Source organism: Candidatus Hydrogenedentota bacterium (genome assembly GCA_019637335.1).
In the GTDB taxonomy this organism is placed as follows: Bacteria; Hydrogenedentota; Hydrogenedentia; order Hydrogenedentales; family JAEUWI01; genus JAEUWI01.
In genome coordinates this window covers 131408-151772 of the sequence record JAHBVV010000007.1, presented here as the reverse complement: position 1 = coordinate 151772, position 20365 = coordinate 131408, and the positions used below count along the sequence as shown (strand labels likewise).

The window sequence follows — 20365 nt, the reverse complement described above, 5'->3', positions numbered from 1 at the left end:
GGTGGACCTTCTTGAATGCGGGGCCGGGTGGCCGGTTGGGAAAACGGCATTGTAGTGCACGCGGCGGGCGCGTTGCACGCTCAATCACCGCCCTCCGAAGGCCGGCCACCCGCGGCGCGCCCGGCCAGCCCGGCGCCCGCCAGCGCGAACAGCAGGCCCGACGCGCTCATGAGAAGGCCGTACCGGAGACTGGCCGGAGCGAAGCGAAAGACGATTTCCGCCGCACCGGCGGGCGCGAGGCAGCCCATGAAATCCCCGTAAACCCGGAGCACCTCGGCGGGCGCGCCGTTCACGGTTGCGCGCCAGCCGGCATGGTGGCGTTGTGCGAACACAAGCAACTGGGGCGCGCTGGCTTCCGTTTCGAAACGCGCATGGCCCGGCGTATGTTCGACCCACCGAAGCGCGCCCGGAGACCCGCCCGGAAGCGCCAGCGGCCGCTCGACAAGCGCGGTGGTGGCGACGTCAATACGCCCAATCGTTTCCCGGGGCGTCGTGCTCACCACCGTCTGTGTGACCAGGCGCGCCAGCGGTAGCGCATCCTCGTTCACGGTCCAGTCCGGGGCGTTCACCGGCTGTTTTTCCCAGCGCACTCCGGCCACGCGTCGGGTGACCGGCGCGCCCGGATCCAGGGTCCACGCCGGAGGCAGCCCCACGTAGCCGAGGTAGTTGGGCAGACCCAGCGGGGCCAGCCGCGCAACCCGCCAGTTCCCGTGGGCCCGGTAAACACCAGAACCAGGCGTGAACGCCGGATCGCGGGGCAGTTCGTCGCGCAGCGCGTCCCGCAGCGCCTCGTAGCGGCTGGATTGGGGTTTATGATCCCAGACCCGGGGTAACGCGTGTAGACCGATATCGGTCGCCGCCAGCGCCATCAACACGCCCAGGCCGGCAGTCCGCCAGCGGGGCGCGAAGGACACCAGGGCCGCCGCGCCGATCAACAACGCGGGACCCAGCAGGATACGCAACCACTGGTCCGTGATATCGTCCCGCGCCGGGCCGCCATACAGGCGAACCGCGAGCGCGGCAACCAACGCGATCAGCGCCAGCACGGCGGCCAGTCTTGCCAACCGGCTTCCACCCACCGCCCCGCGCGTGTGGCATTCCGCCAGAGCGATCGCAGCGAGGGCAGCCAGCGCAAACTGAACGAGCACGATGTGACGCGCGGCGCACCGGAATGATCCCAGGATCGGCAGTTGTGCGAGCAGGCCGTAGAGCCCGCCATAGCCCCCGAGCGCCAGGATAAGCGCGATCCCCCCGAGCAGGGCGCAGGTGAGCGCGCTCATGGCCCGCTGGCGTTCGCGCGGCGCGCGCACCAGCAGCGACAGCGCCAGGACCACGGGGATCATCCCCGTATACAGGGCGTATTCGTGCACGGGATCCCCGTGGGCGACGCCGTTCGCGAAGAACCACGGGCCGGCCCATTGCAGCAGGTTCAGCGGGTGCAGCGATCCCTCGCGCCAGAATTCCGGGTTGCTGGATCGCTGCGCACCCTGCAGCACATCCAGCGTGGGTAGCACCTGCGCCCCCGCAAGCAGCAGCCCCGTAAACAGCGCCGCACCCACGGCGAACAGGCGTGCGAAAGCGCCCGGATGCCCCACGAAACGCGCGGCGCCCGCGATCAGCGCGATCACGGTAAACAGTACGTATTGCGGGTAGCCGAGCAGGAGCTGCGACGCCCCCAGGAACGCCAGGGCAAGCCACGCCCACCGCGCGGCGCGCCGCTCGCGGGCCCCCATGTACGCATCAAGCGCCAGCAGCATCCACGGCAGGTGCGCGATGATTGCAATCGCCTGAAGGTGGATGAAATGGAAGAGCGTAAAGCCGGAAAACGTGAAGACATTGGCCCCGAACAGCGCCGCGAACCACGGCAGGCCCCAGCGGCGAAGCAGCGCCGCCATCCCGGCGTACAGCATGAGGTAACCCGAGACAAACTCCAGGTTGAAGGCCACGTCCAGCGGCAGGAAGCGATAGATCAGCAGGTGGAACGGGTGCAGCATGCCCGCCTGGCCTTCGCCGTGCAGGTAATAGCCACAAAACAGATTCGGCTGCCAGAGAAAGCTCTGGCCGTTCTTCAGGCACTGGCTGTAGAAGCTCCGAACCGGAAAGTGGTAGGCGCCAAGGTCGCTTCCCTGGTAGATCCGCCCCCCGATCAGTGGGTAACAAAGCCCCAGCAGCAGCGCGGCCCCGATCACCGCGGCGCTCGCCGTCAGGATCGCGCGACCGGCGTCGGGGTCCCGCCCGGGAAGGGCTCTACGCGGCGCGTCCGTCAATAGCGATAGGCTTCCAGTTCCGACGTATGCGGATACGCCACGTAAAAGCGGCGGTTGGCGGTGTCAAACGCGAATTCCGGCGGAACCGGAAGGGGACCCGGCAGGGTGAACGAAACGTCTCCGACCGAGTAATCGCGCCGGTTTACCGTATTCAGGGTAACCTCAAGGCCACCGCTGATAGCGGTCTGCGTCACGGTCCAGTAGACGTCGAGCGCGGTGTCCGCCGCGATAACCGTCTGCGTGGCCGGCAGGCTGGCCCCGGTCGCGGTCCCGCTGGTGAGGCTGACCTCAAGCGGCCCCACGAAGAACACGCCATGATCGGGATCGTGGAAGAGCCAGCCGTGCTCGGGCGCGTCCGCCATGCCGGTAAGCAGCCCGCCCAGATTGGCCGTGCTCAAGGGCGTGAAACTGTCGCCGGCGTCGAAGCGGCGCAGCACCCGGGAGAGGCGATCAAACACGAAAAACAGACTCCCGGCGTCCTGGACGAATGCGATCTGCAACTGCCCGGATCCCTCCGGTTGCGCGCCGGAACCAAAACTCGGAACCGCCAGTGTGCGCAACCGGCCGCCAGTCGCCGCGTCCAGAATCGCCACTTCGGCAAACTCCGGATACGCGACCGCGATCCGTCCGCCGGATGGCTCCACCGCAAGCGAGGGCAGGCGCTCCGATGCGGCCACGGAAAAACCGGTCGCGATGGTCGCGTCCAGGACCGGCGATCCCGACACATCGAAGCGGGAAACCGTGCTGTCCCACGCGTTGAGTACGGTGAGCGTATTGCCAGCCGCCTCAAGATGAATCGGAGCCGGCCACAGGCCCGCGTCGAATTGATCCACCGTGGCGCTCTCCGGAATCCACCAGAAAAGCCGGCTGTTCGCGAAGCGATCGCCGCCGAATACGCGCCCGCCCGCCGCCACGATCGGTCCGATGCCCGATCCGATCTCGAAGACCGACGGCGTGGGGGGGAAGGGGCTCGTTTGCAGCGTCCACACCGTGCCCGTGCCGGGGTCCGTCGCCAGCACGAAATTCGATCCGGTGTCCACCGCCAGCGCGCCGTGTTGCTCGCCGAGCGTGAAGCTCTCCTGCGGCGCCGTGCTCTGGCCGAGGTTGGGATTAAACGTGAGCAGCGCCACGCCGCGCCGGGCCGCGGCGTTCAGCGCGGGCAGCTCCAGGACCGCCGCAATCAGGCGCCCGGAGGCCGGATCGTAGGCCATATCCGCGCTGCGGTATTGCGACGCCAGCGGCAACACGCGGCCGTTGGACCCGTTCATGTTGAAGATTCCGAGCGCGGTGTCCGTCCGAACGAAGAAGCGCGTCCCGGACGGGTCGAGTTCGAGCTGGCGCGCCGTGAGCGCCCCGGACCCGGGCATGTCGAACGTAACCGTGGTCTCGACCGTGTCCGACGCGGGATCATAGGTGCGCAGCTCGCCGTCCGAGGACTCCGTCTCCGTATTCAGCACGAGCAGCTTGCCCGCCGGGTCCAGCGCCGCGTCGCCCGTGGCCCCGTCGATCGCGGTGGACGTGGATGCTTCCACCAGGGTCGCGGCATGCAGGGCGCGAAGGCCCGGACTGGTCCGCAGGATCGCGTATACCCGGTTCGCGCCGGGATCGACCACCGCGTCGGCCAGGGGACCGTCCAGCGCCGCGCTCGCGGTCACCGCGCCGGTCGCGCGGTCCATGCGCGCCAGCACGCCGCTACCAACGTCGTATACATAGATTGCCGCGTCGCCGGGCGCGAGAAACAGGCGCTTCTCGCCGGGATGCGCAAAGCCACTGTCCATCGTGCGCGCGATGGACTCCGTCGCCGTGTCGTATACGGCGATATGGGGCGTCAGGCGCGCGGTAATGAAGATTTCTCCCGTGGTGGAATCCGCCCGCGCATCGTCGGGCCGCGCCATATTCGCGCCCGCCGGATCCCCGGTGCTCTCCAGCAGGTTGATGGTGTGCTCGCGCTGGATATCGATGGGTTCCAGCGCGATTATGATGGAAACCGCGCTGCCTTCGTCCGCGCGTTCGCCCGCCGCGGGGTCCTGCCCGATCACCGTGCCGGGCGTGGCGTCACCCGGGGCGCTGAAGCCCACCTCTCCCAGGATCAGGCCCGCGTCCGCAAGCGCGGATTCCGCCTCCGCCCGCGTCAGGCCGGCCAGGTCGGGAACGTCCACATCATCATCCGGTTCGGGGCCGAGCGACACCACGATATTCACGCTGCTCCCCGGATCCACCTCCGCGCCCGGAGCCGGCGACGTGCGAATAATCTGGCCGATTGGCACAGTATTGCTGAATTCCTCGGTGATGGCGCCGCGCGTCAGGCCCGCGCCAGCCAGCGAGGCCTCGGCCTCCGCAACCGTCTGCCCAGGCAGATTGGGTACGGTCGCAAGCATCCCGGTCACCGTGATGCTTACCGTGTCGGACGCGCTCGCGCCCCCGCTGTCATAGACCGTCAACCGCAAGGTAAAGGTCCCCGGGCGGTCCGCCACAAAGCTCGGCGAGACCGATCCAACCCCCGAAAGCGTGGCCATACTCCCGCCGGGACGCGCGACAAACTGCCACTGATACGAAAGCGCGCCGCCCTCGGGGTCGGAAGAGCCCGATCCGTCCAGGATTACCGTGGAGCCCTGCTCCACCGTCTGGTCCGGGCCCGCGTCGGCGATCGGCCGCAAGTTGGCCGGCGGGCAGCCCGCGATCAACACCACGGCCAAAAGGACCGTTAAAGACCTCAACACGATGTTCAAACCCCTGTCCTCCCGTTGGACCGGCGCCGCGCTCGCACACGCCGCGCCGGTTCGGACCAAGCCGCCGGCGCTCAGGCCGGCGTTATATTGCCGAGGATGACCCGCTTCTCCGCGCCCGTCGCGTGCGGCACGTTGGCGGGGGTGCCCATGACGCACTCGTTGCCCAGGATGGCGAACGCGATGGCCTCGCGCGCCGCGATCGGGATCCCGTACTGGTCGCTCGTAAACACCTGAGCCCCATTGAAGCCCGCCTTCAGCCGCTTCATCAACGCCTTGTTGTGCGCCCCGCCTCCGCCCACGATGATGTGCTCGGCGGGGTTCTCCGGCTTGATAAAGCGATCGTAGGCCGCGAGGATTGAACGCGCCACCGCCTCCGTGACCGTCGCGACCAGGTCCTCCGCCGAATGCTCCGACCGGTTCGCCAGCGCGTCGCGCAGATAGACATTGACCCCGAATTCTTCGCGGCCCGTGCTCTTCGGCGGAAGCTTCTCGAAATACGGGTGGTCCAGGAGATACTCCAGGAACTCGTCGATGATCATGCCCTTCGCGGCCATCTCCCCGTCCGTGTCCATCTCCTCCCGCCCGCGCGTCAGGATGCGTACCGCGCCGTCAATGGCCATGTTGCCCGGGCCGGTGTCAAACGCGAGCACCTTCCGGAATTCCGGGGTGACCGACGTGAAATTCGCGATGCCGCCGATATTCAAACAGCACACCGGGCGGCTCACCTTGTGGAACAGAAGCCAGTCGGCGTAGGGGACCAGCGGCGCGCCCTGACCGCCGGCGGCCATGTCGCGCGGCCGGAAGTCGGATACGACGGGCAGGCCCGTGCGCTCCGCGATAATCGCGGGCTGGCCGATCTGCATCGTCCCGACGCGCTCATTCGATCGGGGCGGCATGTGCGCGACGGTGTGGCCGTGGGACGCGATAAAATCAACGATCATGCTCTCGTCTTCGATGCCCCCGATCACGCCCTGCGCCGCCTCCGCCAGCCGCTCGCCCAACTCGAAGTCCAGCACGCACGCGTCCCGCGCGCTCATGTGCTCGTCCAGAAGCCGCTTCTTCAGGGCCTGCGGGAACGGAAAGGTCTGATGCTCGATCAGTTTCATGACCAGGCTGCGGCCCGTGCCCTTGATCCGCACCAGCACGGCGTCAATGCCGTCGCAGGAGCTTCCCGACATGAGGCCCACGCAGAAACGGGCCTGTTTCTTCTGGATGACGCGCAAGTCCATTAGGCTCTCCCCGTGCGGCCACGCGGCCTGAACAGTACACCGGCGCACGCAATTCCCGGTGCGGGCCGTCGTCCTCCAACCGCGCACAGGCTGGCCGCGCGCGACCGGAAAACAGTTGACAATCCAGCATGACTGTAGCACACCTGTGCATCGCGGGCAACTGGTCCGTCCGGTGCTTTCCCGAACCGCGAACCGTCCACCCGCCCGCACTGAAATTTCAAAGGGAGCCACGTGCGCCACGTTCAAGCGCCGCGGCTCCGCGGCGAAGGCTTGAGGGCGCGGAACTTCGATTGAGCGCCAGCGGTCAGGGGCAATGTTTCATCCTGGTCCGAAAAACCATGCCTCAAGATCCCCATATTTGCCTCATGCAAACCACGTTACAGCACGTGCAAACAAGGAAGCGCCAAAGGCTGGGAGCGCAGGCGTCCCCGCCTGCCAGGCGGCGAAGCCGCTGTCCATTTTCTCCCTTAATGGGTTACGCAACGCGTCATGAGCGGGCTCTACCGCCCGCTAACCCTCCACCCGCACACCCGACCGCCGCCTCGGGCGGTAAAGCAGCACCGCCAGCGCCGCTCCGATCACCAGCACATTGCTCCACGGCGACGCCGCCCCGCCCGATCCGGCCCCGCATCCGAAGCCCTTCGGCGGAAGGCCCATCCCGCGCACGTCGGTGACGATCAGGCCCTTCGGGTCGCCGGAATAGGCCAGCGTGGCCGCATAAGTGTTTTCTTCGCGCGGCGCGAAGCGAACGAGGAACTGGTGCGACTCGCCATGGCCCAGGTTATAGCTTGCGCCGCCAATGATCGAATACACGCCGGATGGATCCCGCAACTCGACCGCGCCGATAAGCCGTTCGCCGCCGATATTGCTGATCGTTACCGGAACCTCGACGGTTTCGTTGACGCGAACCTCGCCAAGGTTCACCCCGACGCCGATATCGGGAACGCTTACGAGAATCGGCGGCTTCAGGGACTCCAGCGCGACAAAGGCGCCCTGCCGCGCAACGCGCGCCGTCAGGGTATTTCCGGTAGACGCCGGGTTCGTCACGCCCGTGTCCGACCACGCGCTTTCGCCGGGAATCACGTCGAAGCCGGTGGCCTCGTCGGATACAATCTCAGTCCCGAAGTGGTAGAACGTCGCCTCATCCTCGGGCGAGAAGTTCAGGCGGTTGAGCGAGAGGGTGATCGGGCGTTGCGCCAGCCGCGCGTCGCTCACCGGCGCAAACGTCGGCGCGCCCAATTCGCGCACGATGACCATGACCGAAAGCCACGCCGTGCCCGCTACAAAATCCTCCGGCGGCGCGCCAATGCCCTCGGCGCCGCGACGCGTGAACAGGCTTTCCGCGTCGCAGGCGATGGCGGCTACCAGTATCGCCTCCTCGCCATCCGCGGCGAGGCCGTGCGGCACGGCCAGCGTGAGCAATTGTTGGGGATTGGCCGGATTGGCCAGCGTCGCCTCGATATTGCGGCCCGGAATATTGGATCCGCGCCAGGCATGCATCAGCACCCGCCGGTTGCAGTTCGCGCTGCTCACCGATCGCACCCAGCGCGAACCATCGTTAACGAGGTCCTCGAATGGGAAGTCGAGGTAGCCGTTGTCGTCGTTGTCGACGCCGTTCCGGATCTCAAACGTCGAGGCGTCCGACTGCACCGACTGGCCCGTCTCCGGAATCGTCGCCGTAACGCGCACGCGGTACGCGTTGTTTACCGGCAGCGTGAAGGTGGCCGGCTGATTGCCGCGGATCTGCTTCTGGGCGAGTTCTTCCGGCAGGATCTCCGCGAATATCGGGGCCGCCTTATCGAAGTCGTTCGCCCCGGCCAGTTCCTCGGCGCTCGCCTCGCCGTTCCCGTCCGCGTCCAGGTTGCGGAATCGCGTCTGCGAGAGGCCTGGTAGCAGGGCGCGGACTTCCGTGATGGAAAGCCCGCCGCTGGCGTTGGCGTCCAGCGAGGCGAAATTCCCGAGCAGGAAGCCCGGGAGATCGGCCTCGGCCTCCAGCTCCTCGCGCGTAAGCACCCCGTTCCCGTTCAGATCCAGGATGTTGTAGCGGAGCGTGTCCAGATCGAGGCCGGACGCGAGCGTCTCGGCGAAGGAAAGCCCCGTGCTGTTGTCCGTATTCAGCGCCGCGAACGCGTCGAGCAGGGCTTCCGCCAGGTCAGACAGGATTACCGCCGCCTCCAGCTCCTCGGTGGAGAGGCCGCCATCGCCGTTGAAATCGAGCGCGGCGAAGCGTTCCGGCGTGAGGCCGATGCGGCTCGGCGCAACCTCGGCCTCGCTGAGCACGCCATCGAAATTCGCGTCCAGCGCAACCCGGTTCTGCAGGAAGTACTCGGCCAGATCCGTCAGCAGGATGCTTTCCGCCGCGATGTCGTACGTGAAGACTATGTCGTCCGCGCCGCACGCCGACGCGACGTTTACATCGGCCTCCGCGTTGAACGTGACGTTGAGCAGCGACGCACCCGGGGGGGCCAACAGATCGCCCGACGGCTCGATCAGGACCGCCGAACCCTCAACCAGCTTGCAGGTGACCTGGTTCTCAAGCTCGCGCCGCGACAGGCCGGCGTTGGAGGCGAGACGCTCGAAAAGGGCGCGGTTGAGCGCGCGCAGATCCTCGGGCAACTCGTCAAAGGTCAGGAGCCCGCTGCCATCCCGGTCGAGGGAATCGAAACGCGCGGCCAGGCTGCTCAGATCGTTGTGCACGAGAATGCCCGCCTGAAGCTCGGATGGCGACAGCGTGCCCGATCCGTCAAAGTCCAGATAGGCGAAGGCCTCGGGAGTAAGTGACGGCACGGTCCGCCGCGCCTCGATCAGGGTGAGGGAGCCGTTCCGGTTGCCGTCGGTCTGATCGAAATTGTCGAACAGGGTCTGGGCCGCGCTCGTATGGTTCGCGCCGGTCTCAAGGTCGGCCAGGGAAACTTCGACCTCCGTGTTCAGCGTGTCAAAGCGCTCCCGCGTAAAGCCGGGCAGAAGCCGGAGTGTTTCGCCAAACGTGATCAGGCCATCGCCGTTCGCGTCGGCCGTGTCGAAGTTGTCCAGCAACACCTCGGCCGCGACCGAGTTGTCCTCGTCGTCCGGCTGGTCGAGGATCCGGATCTGGAACGCCCGCTCGACGGAGAGGCCCTCCGGATCGCGGCTGCGCACCAAAATCGTGTACCGGTTCCGGGTTTCGTAGTCGAACACCGCGCGGCTGACAAGCTGGTCCGCCACGATACCGAAGTACTCGTTGTCGATGTGGTCGTCGTCGTCCGTAAGCGGGTCGTCGGGAACCAGCGTGTAGATATGCAGATCGCCGATGTCGGGATCCGTCGTCGTGAATCGCCCGATTACCGTGTCGAGCACCTGGTTCTCCAGGATCGTGTTGTTGCTCAGCCGGATGTCGGTCGGCGGATCGTTCACCTTGGTGACGTCGATGCGCAGGTTCCAGATATTGCTCGCGATATTGCCGTCGCGCACGGTGACGGGCACAAAGAGCACACCGTTAAAATTCTCGTTGGGGATGATCGCGTTGCCGTCCCGCGTATAGTTCGCGTCCGCCGGACGCGGCTGGAACGCCAGCGTGACCTCCTCCGGGAAGTTCAGCAGGGGCGCGTCCACAATCAGGTTGTCAAGGATGATGGTGACGGGCGTGTCCTCGAGCGTGGTCACCGGGTTCTGTCCGACGATGCGCGGCGTGCGGTTGCCGATGCCCGCCAGGCTGACCTTGGAGACCATCGGCGTGCCCTGGCCCGTCTGGTTCGCCTCGATGCGGAGCGTGCCCGTCTTGATCCCCTCGGTCGAGGGATTGAACACGATACGGACGAGCCGGGATTGCGCGGTTTCCAGCGACGTTTCGCCGGAATCCGAGAAGACCTGGAACGCGCACGCGGCGTTTACCTCGACAATCGTGAGGCCGCCGCTGGCGTCCGTGTCGAGCGCGGCGAAGCTTGAAACAATGCCCGCCGCCAGGCTGGAATCCGACGCTTCAAGCTCCGCCCGCGACAGCTCGCCGTCGGCGTCCGTGTCGAGCACCGCGAAGCGGCCGGGAGTCAGCGGCGGCGCGTAGGAGTCGATTTCCGCGCCGCTCAGGGATCCGTTGCGGTCCGCGTCCAGGCCGGCGAAGTCCGCCTGCAGCTGGCGCGCGATTTCCGCGATCCGCCGCCGTTCGTCCAGCTCCGCCTTGCTCATGACACCGTCCCCGTCGGCGTCGAAAAGGGCAAACTGGGCCTCGGAGAGATCGGGCAGAATGCTCTGGCCCTCATTGAAATCCAGGCCCGCCGGCGGCGCCGTATCGAAGTCATCGAAGCTCGCCAGAAGCTGTCCCGCGAACATCGCGAGTTGCATCGCCGCCGCAAGTTCGCTCGCGCCCAGTTCGCCCGAAGCGTCTGTGTCCAGCGCGGCGAAGCGCTCCGGCGTGAGGAACGGGAAACGCGCATCGATTTCCGCCGCGTCCAGATCGTTCGACCCGTCCGCGTCCAGTTCGCCAAAGGCCTCCATGATCGCCTCGGCAAGGTCGAAAAGATCCACGGCCAGCTCAAGCTCGCGGCGCACCCCGATGCCCTGCGTCAGGACGCCGTCGCCGTTGAGATCCAGCGCGTCGAAGCGGGCGCCCGTCATGACGGGGAACACGTCCGGCCCGCACGTGAGCGTCACGCTGTCCAGGGTCAGAATGCCAAGGCCATCGTTGATGATGCTCACCGATTGCGGGTTGGTCGGGCCCGCGAGCAGGTTGCGCTTCCCGAAATTCAGTGCCGTCGGGGTGACCCGGATGTCGCTGTCCAGCGCGCGGCCGGACAGGTTGATATCCACCGCGCCGTCGTCGGGATCATCGGATTCCACGCGCAGGCTCGCGCGCTTGTTGCCGATCGAGTCGGGATCGAAAGCGATCTCGATGATCCGCGACTGGCCCGGGCGAAGCACCAGCTGCCGCGTGTCGCTGGTGATGACGAACTCGCGGAGCGAGGCCCCCTCCAGCCCGACAAAGCTGAAGGTCAGATTCGACGTCGCATTCGGGGCGTTCGTCAACGTCACCGTCCGGGCGGGGGTCCGCCCGTCGTCAATATCCTGATCCCCGAAGTCGATCGTCAGGATTTCCGGATCCACGATCAATTCGGGAATCGCCCGCACCGACGTTAGCGTGGCGTCGCCCGGAACGTTGATCGTTTCGGGGTCGTCGGACAGGACCGGATCCAGTTCCGCGCTGGACAAGCTGCCCTGATAGCGGATAACCGTGACGCCCTGCCGGAGAACCGGCTGCAATCGCACCGCGTAACCCACCGTGATGATCGGGCCGTTCGTAAACAGGGGATTCCGGCCGTTGAGCGTGCCGAGAGACAATTCAAGCGACGTTGCCGTGCCCTCGTTTGAGGCCGGGGCGCCATCGACCGTTATCGAGTCCTGAATCAAGGTGAGCCGCGCGTCGGAGAAGTCCAATTCGTTGAACTGCGCCGGGGTCAGCGCGAACAGCGATCCCTGGAGTTCCTGCGCGGAAAGACCGCCGCTGTGGTTGGTATCCAGCGCGTTAAAGTTGGTCAGCAGCGCGCCGGCCAGGTCGGAAAGGGGGCTCGATCCGTCAACCTGCTGAAGTTCGGCCTCCGATATCTCCCCGTCGCGGAAAGGAATTCGATAAACAAGCTCCGAGGCGCCCTGGTTGCCCCGGTTTTCTATCGTCACCGTGTATTCGATCGTCTCCCCGGGGCGCTTCTCCTCGTTCCGGGGAATGTCATCGGCCTTGCGGACCACCAGCTGGGGCGCGGCGGCGACGCGGGTCACGGTCGGGGCCGGGCGCAGGATATTGCCCTCGGCGTCCACGGGTACAGCGTCCGAACCCGGTATTACGGCGGCCTGCGGGTCGTCGGTCAGGACCGGATCGGCCCCGGATGGGGCCTCCGCATAGGTTACGGAGCCCTGCGTGATCAGCAGGGACTCGCCCGCCGACATGGGATTGCGCACATTGACATCGAACGTGATAGTCGCTTCATTCGCGCCGGGCGCGCCCGAATCCAGGCCCTCGAGCCGGTCCAGGGTCAGCGAGAATCCACCCGCGCCGGTGTTGATCGCCGCCGCGGGCGGCATGGACGAAATCGAGTCCACGACAAGGTTCGCGTTCAAGATAGCGGGGTTCTCGTACACCACCGTGTTCGCCCCGCCATCGCCGCTGTTGGCAAGCCGCACCGTATAGCGGACCGTATCCCCCGGATTGATCTCGCCATTGGCGTTGGCGTCCGTATGGAGCGCGCTCACCAGCGTGGCGGAGATGGCGATCACGGACTCGATCTCCGTACATTGCTCCGCGGGAGGCTGCGCGTCCACAAAATTCACGTCCGGGTTGCCGGCGAGCCCGTAGAACAGGCCACGGTTGCATACCTGGCGCATGCCACCCGCCGGGAAGGGCGCGGCCACCGTGGCGCTGTAGCGGATGGTTACCGTGGCGCCGAGCGGGATGGTCCCAATCGCCACGTCCACATCCGTGTCGGACGCGCCGTTCCCACGCGCGACGCTGCCGGCGCTCGCCGTCACACTGCCGGTAACCAGCGCGGTATTGGCGTCGGGGGCGTCCGTAAACCGTACGCCGCGCGCGTCCGAAGGGCCATTGTTCGTGGCGGTGAAAGTGTACTGGATGGTATCGCCGGGCTGCGCGCTGGAACGATCCGCCGAGATTGTCGCGGCCAGCGTGGCTTCCGGGCGGAGCGGCACGGTGTTCGTGGCCGTATTGTCCGATGGATCCGTTTCGAACACGATCGCGGGGCCCGAGGCCGACGCCGTAAACACCAGATCCCCCGTGGCGGATGGATCCACCAGCGCGGTCAGGCGGTATACGACCGTCTGGCCCGCCGCAAGATCGACCGTCTGGTTGATGGCGCCGCTACCGCTGGTCCCGCAATCGGTGCAGGTCCACGTGGCGTTCTGGAGCGCCGCGGGGATGGCGGCGGTGACCGTCGCGCCGCCGACCGGGCTCGGGCCCAGGTTACGCACCTGGATCGCGTAGGTAATGGTCTCGCCCGGAACGGCGCTCAGCGGATTCCGGCTGATGGAAACCTGCACGTTCGCCACCGGGCGAATGCGAACCTGGTTGGATTCCACTTCGGCGCCCGCAAGCAGGCCATCGCTCGGGACGACCCGGAAGAGCCAGACCTCCTCCTCGACCGTCGCCGACATGGGCACCGTGGTCATATCATTGAAGGCCGGCTGGAGCGCGCCATCGCGGAACCAGCGGATTGTCGTGCCCGATTCCGCGTCGCCATCGACATCGGTGAACGTATAGCTCGCAACCAGATCTTCGCTGCGGAGCGGCTCGGCGGGCGAAATCAGGGCGTTCGAGGCGACCGGCGCGTCGTTGACGGGCGTGACCGTCACGGGGATGGTAGCGACGATATCCCCGCCGCCGCCCTGGCCGGTATTGCCTTGATCGTTGACCGTAATGGTGATCGTGTCGCTGCCGTTGAAGTCCTGGGCCCCGCGATAGCGCAGCCCGTTGAGCGCGCTGTTCACCGAGGCCGCGTTGCCGGTGAAGGCAATGGCGGCGTCGCTGGTCCCCGTGGCCGGCGCCTCGATGCTAAGCCCCGCGGTGGAGGCCAGGGTAAAGCCGCCCTCGTTCGCCGCAAGCTGGACCCGAAGCGTTCCCCCCGGCGTCTCCGCCAGGTCCAGATCCGCGACGGATATCGATCCGGCGAAGGTCAGGTCGGTGTCTTCATCCACGACCTGAGCGCCCGGAACCGTCACCACGGGGTCGTCATTGATACCCGCTATGTGGATCGTCACGCTGCCGGTAATGTCCCCGCCGCCGCCCAGGCCCGTGAAGCCCTGGTCGTTCACGATAACCGTCAGGGCCTCGGACCCGCCGGCCTCGGTGTTGAAGTGGGCGTTGGGCTGGTACGTGAGGCCGTCCAGCGCCGTGTTGATCGCGTTTACCGTGCCCGTGAAGGTAAAGCCCGCTTCCCCGACGCCCGTGCCCGTCACGAGCGTAATGCCCGCCGTCGTTCCCAGGGTCAGGCGGCCATTCGCAACGCCGAGGGTCACCCGGAGTTGCCCGGGGGCCTCCGCCACATCCACATCGTCCACGGAAAGCGCATTGGCGTTGCTGGTCGAGAAGATGAGGGACGTATCCTCGTCGATCGATTGGGCGGCGGGCAGCGTCAGGACGGGATCGTCGTTGATCGCGACGATATTCAGCGCAACCGTGCCCGCGGCCATCTGGTTCCCGCCGCTGCCCGTGTTCCCCTGATCGTCCACGCTGACGGAAAGGGTCTGGTTATTGCGGTTGTTCAGGGCCGAGGTAAACGACAACGTGGGCAGCGTGATGTTCAGCTGGCCCAGCGTACCCGTGAGGGTGATCGCGTTCGTGTTGTTGTTACCGATCGCGAGGGCCGGCACGCCGCCCGACACCGTCTCGCTCACGCGCAGGCGCCCGGAAACAACACTGAGCGAAACCGTCAGATTGCCCGAACCGGCGTCCACGTCCGTCACGGAAATGCCGGGGATGATGGCGGTGGTGTCCTCGTTGATCGTCTGCGCGCCCGGAAGCGTCAGCTGCGGAGGATCGTTGACCGCGCTGACCGTAATCGCGAGGCTACCCGCCGCCATCCCCGCCGGGCCGGACCCGGTATGGCCCTGATCGTTTGCGGTGATATTCAGCGTGTCGTTGCCGTTGAAGTGAAGATTGCCGCGATACACCAGGCCGTCGAGCGCCGCGCCGATCGCCGCCAGGGATCCCGTCATGCTGATGCTCGCCGTCCCGTTCCCGGTATTCGAGGTCAGCGCCGCCGTGCTCGCCAGGGTCAGCGTCCCGCTGGAAACAGCCAGCGTGACTACCAGATCGCCCGGAGCCTCGTTCGCGTCGGCGTCTGTCACCGTGATCGCGTTGCCGTCCGCCGCGCTGAACGCCAGATTGGTGTCCTCGTTCACCGTCTGCGGCGCGGGCAAGGTTATTACGGGCGGGTCGTTAACCGCGATTACATTGATAGTCACGGCCTGCACCACATTCCCGCCGCCGCCGGCCCCCGTATTGCCCAGGTCGTTTATCGTCGCGGTCAGCGTGTCGGTTCCGTTGAAGTCCAGGTTGCCCCGGTAGGTCAATCCGTTCAGCGCCGCGTTGACACTCGCGAGCGAGCCCTGGATCGTGACCGATCCGCTGCCGTAGCCGGTGGCGGTCGAGAGGCCCGCCATGCCGTTGGGCGTGAGAACGCCGTTTGAAACGGTCAGAATAGCGCGGATCTCGCCCCCCGGGTTGTTCTCCTCGATGTCCACGTCCGCCAGCGTGATACGGTTCGCGTTCGCCGTGCTGAATTGAAGGTTCGTATCTTCGTTCACGTTCTGGGCCACACCCGGGAAGTTGGCGAAGGTCGGGTCGTCGTTCTGCGGCGTGACCGTAATCGCGATCGTCGCCGAATCCGTTTCCGCCGGGCCGCCCGTATTCCCGTTGTCGTTCGCCAGCACCGTGATCGTCTGCGCCGCCACCAGGTTGAGCGCCGTCCGGAACGTCAGCGTCGCAAGCGTGTTGTTTAATTGCGTCAACGTGCCCGTCAGCGTAAGCGCGCTCGTATTGTTGCCGCTGATATTGCCCGCGGTGACCCCGCCCGCCGCCGCCGCGTTCACCCCAAGACGCCCCTGCCCGACGCTGAGTGTCACGGTCAGGTTACCCGACCCCGCGTCCGGATCGGCAATGCTGACCCCGGTAATGGCCGTCGTCACGTCCTCGTTGACGGTCTGCGGGCCGGGAACCGTGACCGCCGGAGGATCATTGACCGAGGCGATTTGGACATTGATGACGCCATTGTCCGTCAGTATGCCGCCCGCGCCCGTGTTGCCCTTGTCGCTGAGATGGACCGTGATGGTTTCCGCGCCGTTCTCGAGCGGATTCGGCGTATACACGAGCCCGTTCAGCGCCGCCGTCGCCCCGGTCACGGTCCCGTCAAACGCCACATTGGACGTGTTGTTCCCGCTCACGTTGACCAGCCCCGACGTGGTCGCAAGCGACAGCGTGCCCTTCGTCGCCGACAGCGTCAACCGCACGCCCCCCGCGGGAAGCGCCGTCTCGTCCGCGTCGATATCGGTCGGGATTATCGCGTTGCCGTTCGCGAGGCTGAACGTAAGGGAGCTGCCCTCATCGACCATCTGTGTCGCGCCCGGCACGCTCAGCGAAGGCGGATCGTTCACCGGATCCACCGTGACCGATACCGTCGCGGCATTGGATGTGGCCGGGGGCGAATTCGTGTCGTTTACCGTGTAGGTAAAGGAATCCGCGCCATTGAAATTGCTACTGGGCGTATACGTGATGCGCCCGTTCGCCGGGTTCACGCTCGTCATGCCGTTGGCCGGCGGCGTGACTACCGTGACCGACGCCGGATTAAGCGTGCCGGGCGCGCCGGAGGCCGTCAAGTCCGTGTCGTTGAGGAGCACGTCGATCGTGATCGCGGTGTCCTCCGGCGTGCTGAAGCCCGGATCGTCGTTCGCCACGGGCGCGTCGTTCACCGACACGGTGAAGGTGTCCTCCACGAACGCCGCCCCGCTGTCCGTGGCGCGCACCGTGATCGTGGCGATGCCCGGGCTGTCCGGCGCGTAGGGGATGGTCAGCGTGGCGCCCGAAAACGACGGGGTCGCGCTGAAGATGCCCCCGTTCGTCACGTTCTGCACCGTGAAGGTCAGCGGGCCGGCCTCTGGATCGGAAAAGTTCGCGTTGACGTTGAATACCGTATTCGCCGCGTTCTCATTCACCGATACGTCCGCAATGGGCGTCACGACCACGGGCCGTTGGTTGACCGTGATGTTAAACGTTGCGTTGGCGCTGGTCGCCAGGTCGTCGTCCCGCACGTTGAACACGAAGGAGTCGGAGGTGGTCCCGGATCCGTCGTGGGTGTAGGTCACCGCGCTCGAATTGATGTCCCCCTGCGTGAAACTGGCCCCGAGGTTGATGCTCCCGTTCGCCGGAGGCGTCACCACCGTGTACACCAGCGTCGCGTCGTCGTCGTCCACATCGGTGTAGCGGAGCCGCGCGTTGGATATCAGCGCGCCCGCGCCCTGGTTTACCACCAGGGTCGTGTTGACGGCCTGGGTCGGCGGGTCGTTGACCGGATTGACCGTGATGCCGGCCGACGCCACCACGTCCGTGCCGCCGCCGCTCCCCGTGTTGCCGAGATCGTTGATCGCGGCCTGCAGCGTGTCCGGGCCAAAGTAGTTCAGAACGCCCCGGTAGATCAGGCCGTTCACCGCGTTGTTCACCGGCGTCAGCGGCCCCTCGATAACCACCGTCCCCGTGCCGTTGCCCGTCACGGAGGAAAGCCCGACCGTCGTGGCGAGTGTCAGTGTCCCGTTGGTGACGGAAAGCGTCGCCCGCATGTCGTTCGAGCCGAGATCGACGTCGGCAAACTGGATACGGTTCCCGTTGCCGCTATTGAAGACAAGGTCCGTATCCTCATCCACGACCTGCGCGCCGGGAAACTGCGCGAACGTGGGCGGGTCGTTCACAGCGTTCACGGTGATCGTGGCCGACATCATGACGTCGCCGCCGCCGCCCGCGCCCGTATGGCCCAGGTCGTTGATCGTGACCTGCAGCGTGTCGGGGCCGTTGTAATTGAGGGTCGCCCGGTAGCGGAGGCCGTTCAACGACTCATTCACCTCGCTCAGCGATCCGTCCAGCGATACGTTGGAGGTCCCGTTCCCGCTAACCGCCGTAAGTCCCGCCGTGCCGCTCAGTGTCAACGTCCCGTTGGAGACCACCAGCGTGGCGCGTATGTCGGATGCGCCGATGTCCACGTCGGCGAGCACGATGCGGTTCCCGTTTGCATTGTTGAAAAACAGATCCGTGTCCTCGTTCACAACCTGCGGGCCCGGAAACATCGCGAACGTGGGATCGTCGTTCTGCGCGATCAGGCTCGTGTTGAGCAGCGCCGTGCCCGCGCTGATCGGTGTGGGGGTCCCGTTTGTCGAAACGTCGTGGGTCTGCCGCTGTTCCGTGGATCCGGTATTCGACGAAAACGGCAGCGCGTTCGAATTGTCGATCCCCCGCACAGTCAACGGGCTGACCGCCCCGTCGTAATTCAGCGCCGGAAGAAAGCGCACCGACGTCGCCGCGCTGAGGTAGAGCGCATTCGTGTTGCTCAGGGCCGGCCCGTTGCTGATAGCGAACCAGTTCGTCCCGTCGGGCGCATACTGCCACGATCCCTGCGATGCGTTATTGGGATCGGAAACGACCGCGATCCCCGCCATCGACCCATCCACATCGGTAAAACCGGGCCCGAAGAGCGCGCTGACCGTGGCCCCCGGGGGATTCGCCGTGTCCTCGTTGACCGCCGCCAGGGTGGCGTTCGATATGGTCGGCGCGTCGTTCACCGGGTTGATGCTGGTGTTAATCGCGTAGGTCGCCGCGCTGATCGCCGTCGTTCCGCCGTTGGTCGTGACATTGTGAACCTGCCGCGTCTCCACCGCACCCGCATTGCTCGAAAACGCGAGCGCGTTCGTATTGTCCAGCACGCGAACCGTCAGGCCCGTAACCGTGGAATCGTAATTGGCGGCCGGCACAAAGCGCACCCGCGTGGCCGCGCTCAGGAACAGCGCGTTGGTGTTGCTCAGCGTGATGATCCCATCGCTGACGGCGAACCAGTTGACCCCGCCGTCCGGCGAGTATTGCCATACGCCCTGGGACGGCGCCACCGGATCGCCCACGACCGCGATGCCCGAAAGCGATGGCGGGGGCGTCGTGTCCGGATCGCTGAAACTTCCGCCAAACAGCGATGAGACCGTCGCCCCCGGCGGATTCGCCGTATCCTCGTCGATGGCCGCCAGCGTGGCGTTCGCCGCGGACGGCGCGTCGTTGACGGGATTGATCGACGTGTTTAAACTGGCCGTGGAGGCGCTGATTGGCGTGCTCCCGCCGTTGGTCGAGACGTTGTTCAGCTGCCGCGTAATGTTCGGGCCGGCATTGTTCGAGAACGCCAGGGCGTTGGTGTTGTCCAGCGCGCGGACCGTAAGCGGCGACACCGCGCCATCGTAGTTGGCGGCGGGCAGGAACCGGATCAGCGTCGCCGCGCTAAGGTACAAGGCGTTCGTATCGCTCAGCGCGGTCGCCATCGCAGGCGTCACCGCGAACCAGCGCCCATCCCCCTGGGGCGAAAATTGCCACACACCCTGGGCGGCGTTCGCCGGGTCGCCCGTAACGGCGATGCCCGAAAGGCTGCTGGCGGGGTTGGTGTCCGGATCGCTGAAGGATCCGCCGAAAAGCGACGCCACCGAAGCGCCCGGCGGGTTGGTGGCGTCTTCGTTCACCGCGGCCAGAGTTCCATCCGATATGGAAGGCGCGTCATTGACCGGCGTTATAGTTATTGTGATCGTCGAGGCCGCCGAATCCGGATCGGCGGCGGGATCGACCACCCGGTACGTGATCGTGGCGTTCGTGTCGCGATTCGCCGCGGGCACGAACTCCAGGTCGATCATCGTGCCCGTCAGCGTCAAGGCCTCGCCCGTTCCGCTCTCCCCGATGGCGATCGCCATGCCGCCGTTGCGCGTTACCGTACCCCCGCTCACCGCCGTCAACCGGATCTGCGTCGGCGTGCCCTCGGCATCCGAAAGGGTGATGCCGCTGGCGCGGAAATCCGTGCGCGTGAGCGTGTCCTCCACGATTGCGAGCGGATCCCCAGCAAGGTCGGTTGCCGTGATATTGCCGCCCGCACTGGGGGCCGTCTGACCGCGGGCCGGAAAGGCGCCCAGCGCGGAGCCCAGGACCAGGATCGCGACGGCGGCGGCGCGGGGCCGGGGCAGGAGGCGTCCACGGGTAAAACGAATCATTTCTTGCTCCAGCTATACAGTCAGTGACCCGGGTACAGCGCCGGACGCGCCCGATGGGGCGCAGGCGGGCAACCCCGATCCTTCCGGAAGCCGGGGCCGGCGCGATTTCAACAACCCTGCATGCAACTGCGGCCCGCTGGCCGCCACGGACCCGCCCGTACCCGGGCGCGCGCCGTGGAACGCCATGCCGGTCCCGGCGCACACCCATCCTTGCGCCAAATCGCCGCCACAACTACATGATACCCGCACGATGGGGCCTTGTCTACCTTTGCGCACCCGCCGCCGGGCCAGCTCCACTCCCTGGCCCCGGAAATTGGACGCGCCCACTCCCGATCTTGACTTACCGGGGATTTTCAGGTTTAATCACGGAGTCAAGCATTTACTTGCA

4 protein-coding genes are annotated in these 20365 nt (G+C 66.2%); all 4 read right to left on the bottom strand.

Features of this window, described 5'->3' with window-relative positions:
* Positions 1-80: 80 nt before the first annotated feature.
* On the bottom strand, positions 81-2267 hold the full coding sequence (locus KF886_10485; protein ID MBX3177779.1) for a hypothetical protein: 2187 nt from the start codon (positions 2265-2267) through the stop codon (positions 81-83).
* Positions 2264-4996: a PASTA domain-containing protein gene (locus tag KF886_10480; GenBank protein MBX3177778.1), complete on the bottom strand. Its 2733-nt coding sequence runs from the start codon at positions 4994-4996 to the stop codon at positions 2264-2266. Before KF886_10480 ends, KF886_10485 begins: the two co-directional genes overlap by 4 nt.
* Positions 4997-5067: 71 nt before the next feature.
* Positions 5068-6225, bottom strand: a complete 1158-nt coding sequence (locus KF886_10475) for an anhydro-N-acetylmuramic acid kinase (protein MBX3177777.1) — start codon at positions 6223-6225, stop codon at positions 5068-5070.
* Positions 6226-6735: 510 nt separating this feature from the next.
* Positions 6736-19977, bottom strand: a complete 13242-nt coding sequence (locus tag KF886_10470; GenBank protein ID MBX3177776.1) for a tandem-95 repeat protein — start codon at positions 19975-19977, stop codon at positions 6736-6738.
* Positions 19978-20365 lie beyond the last annotated feature (388 nt).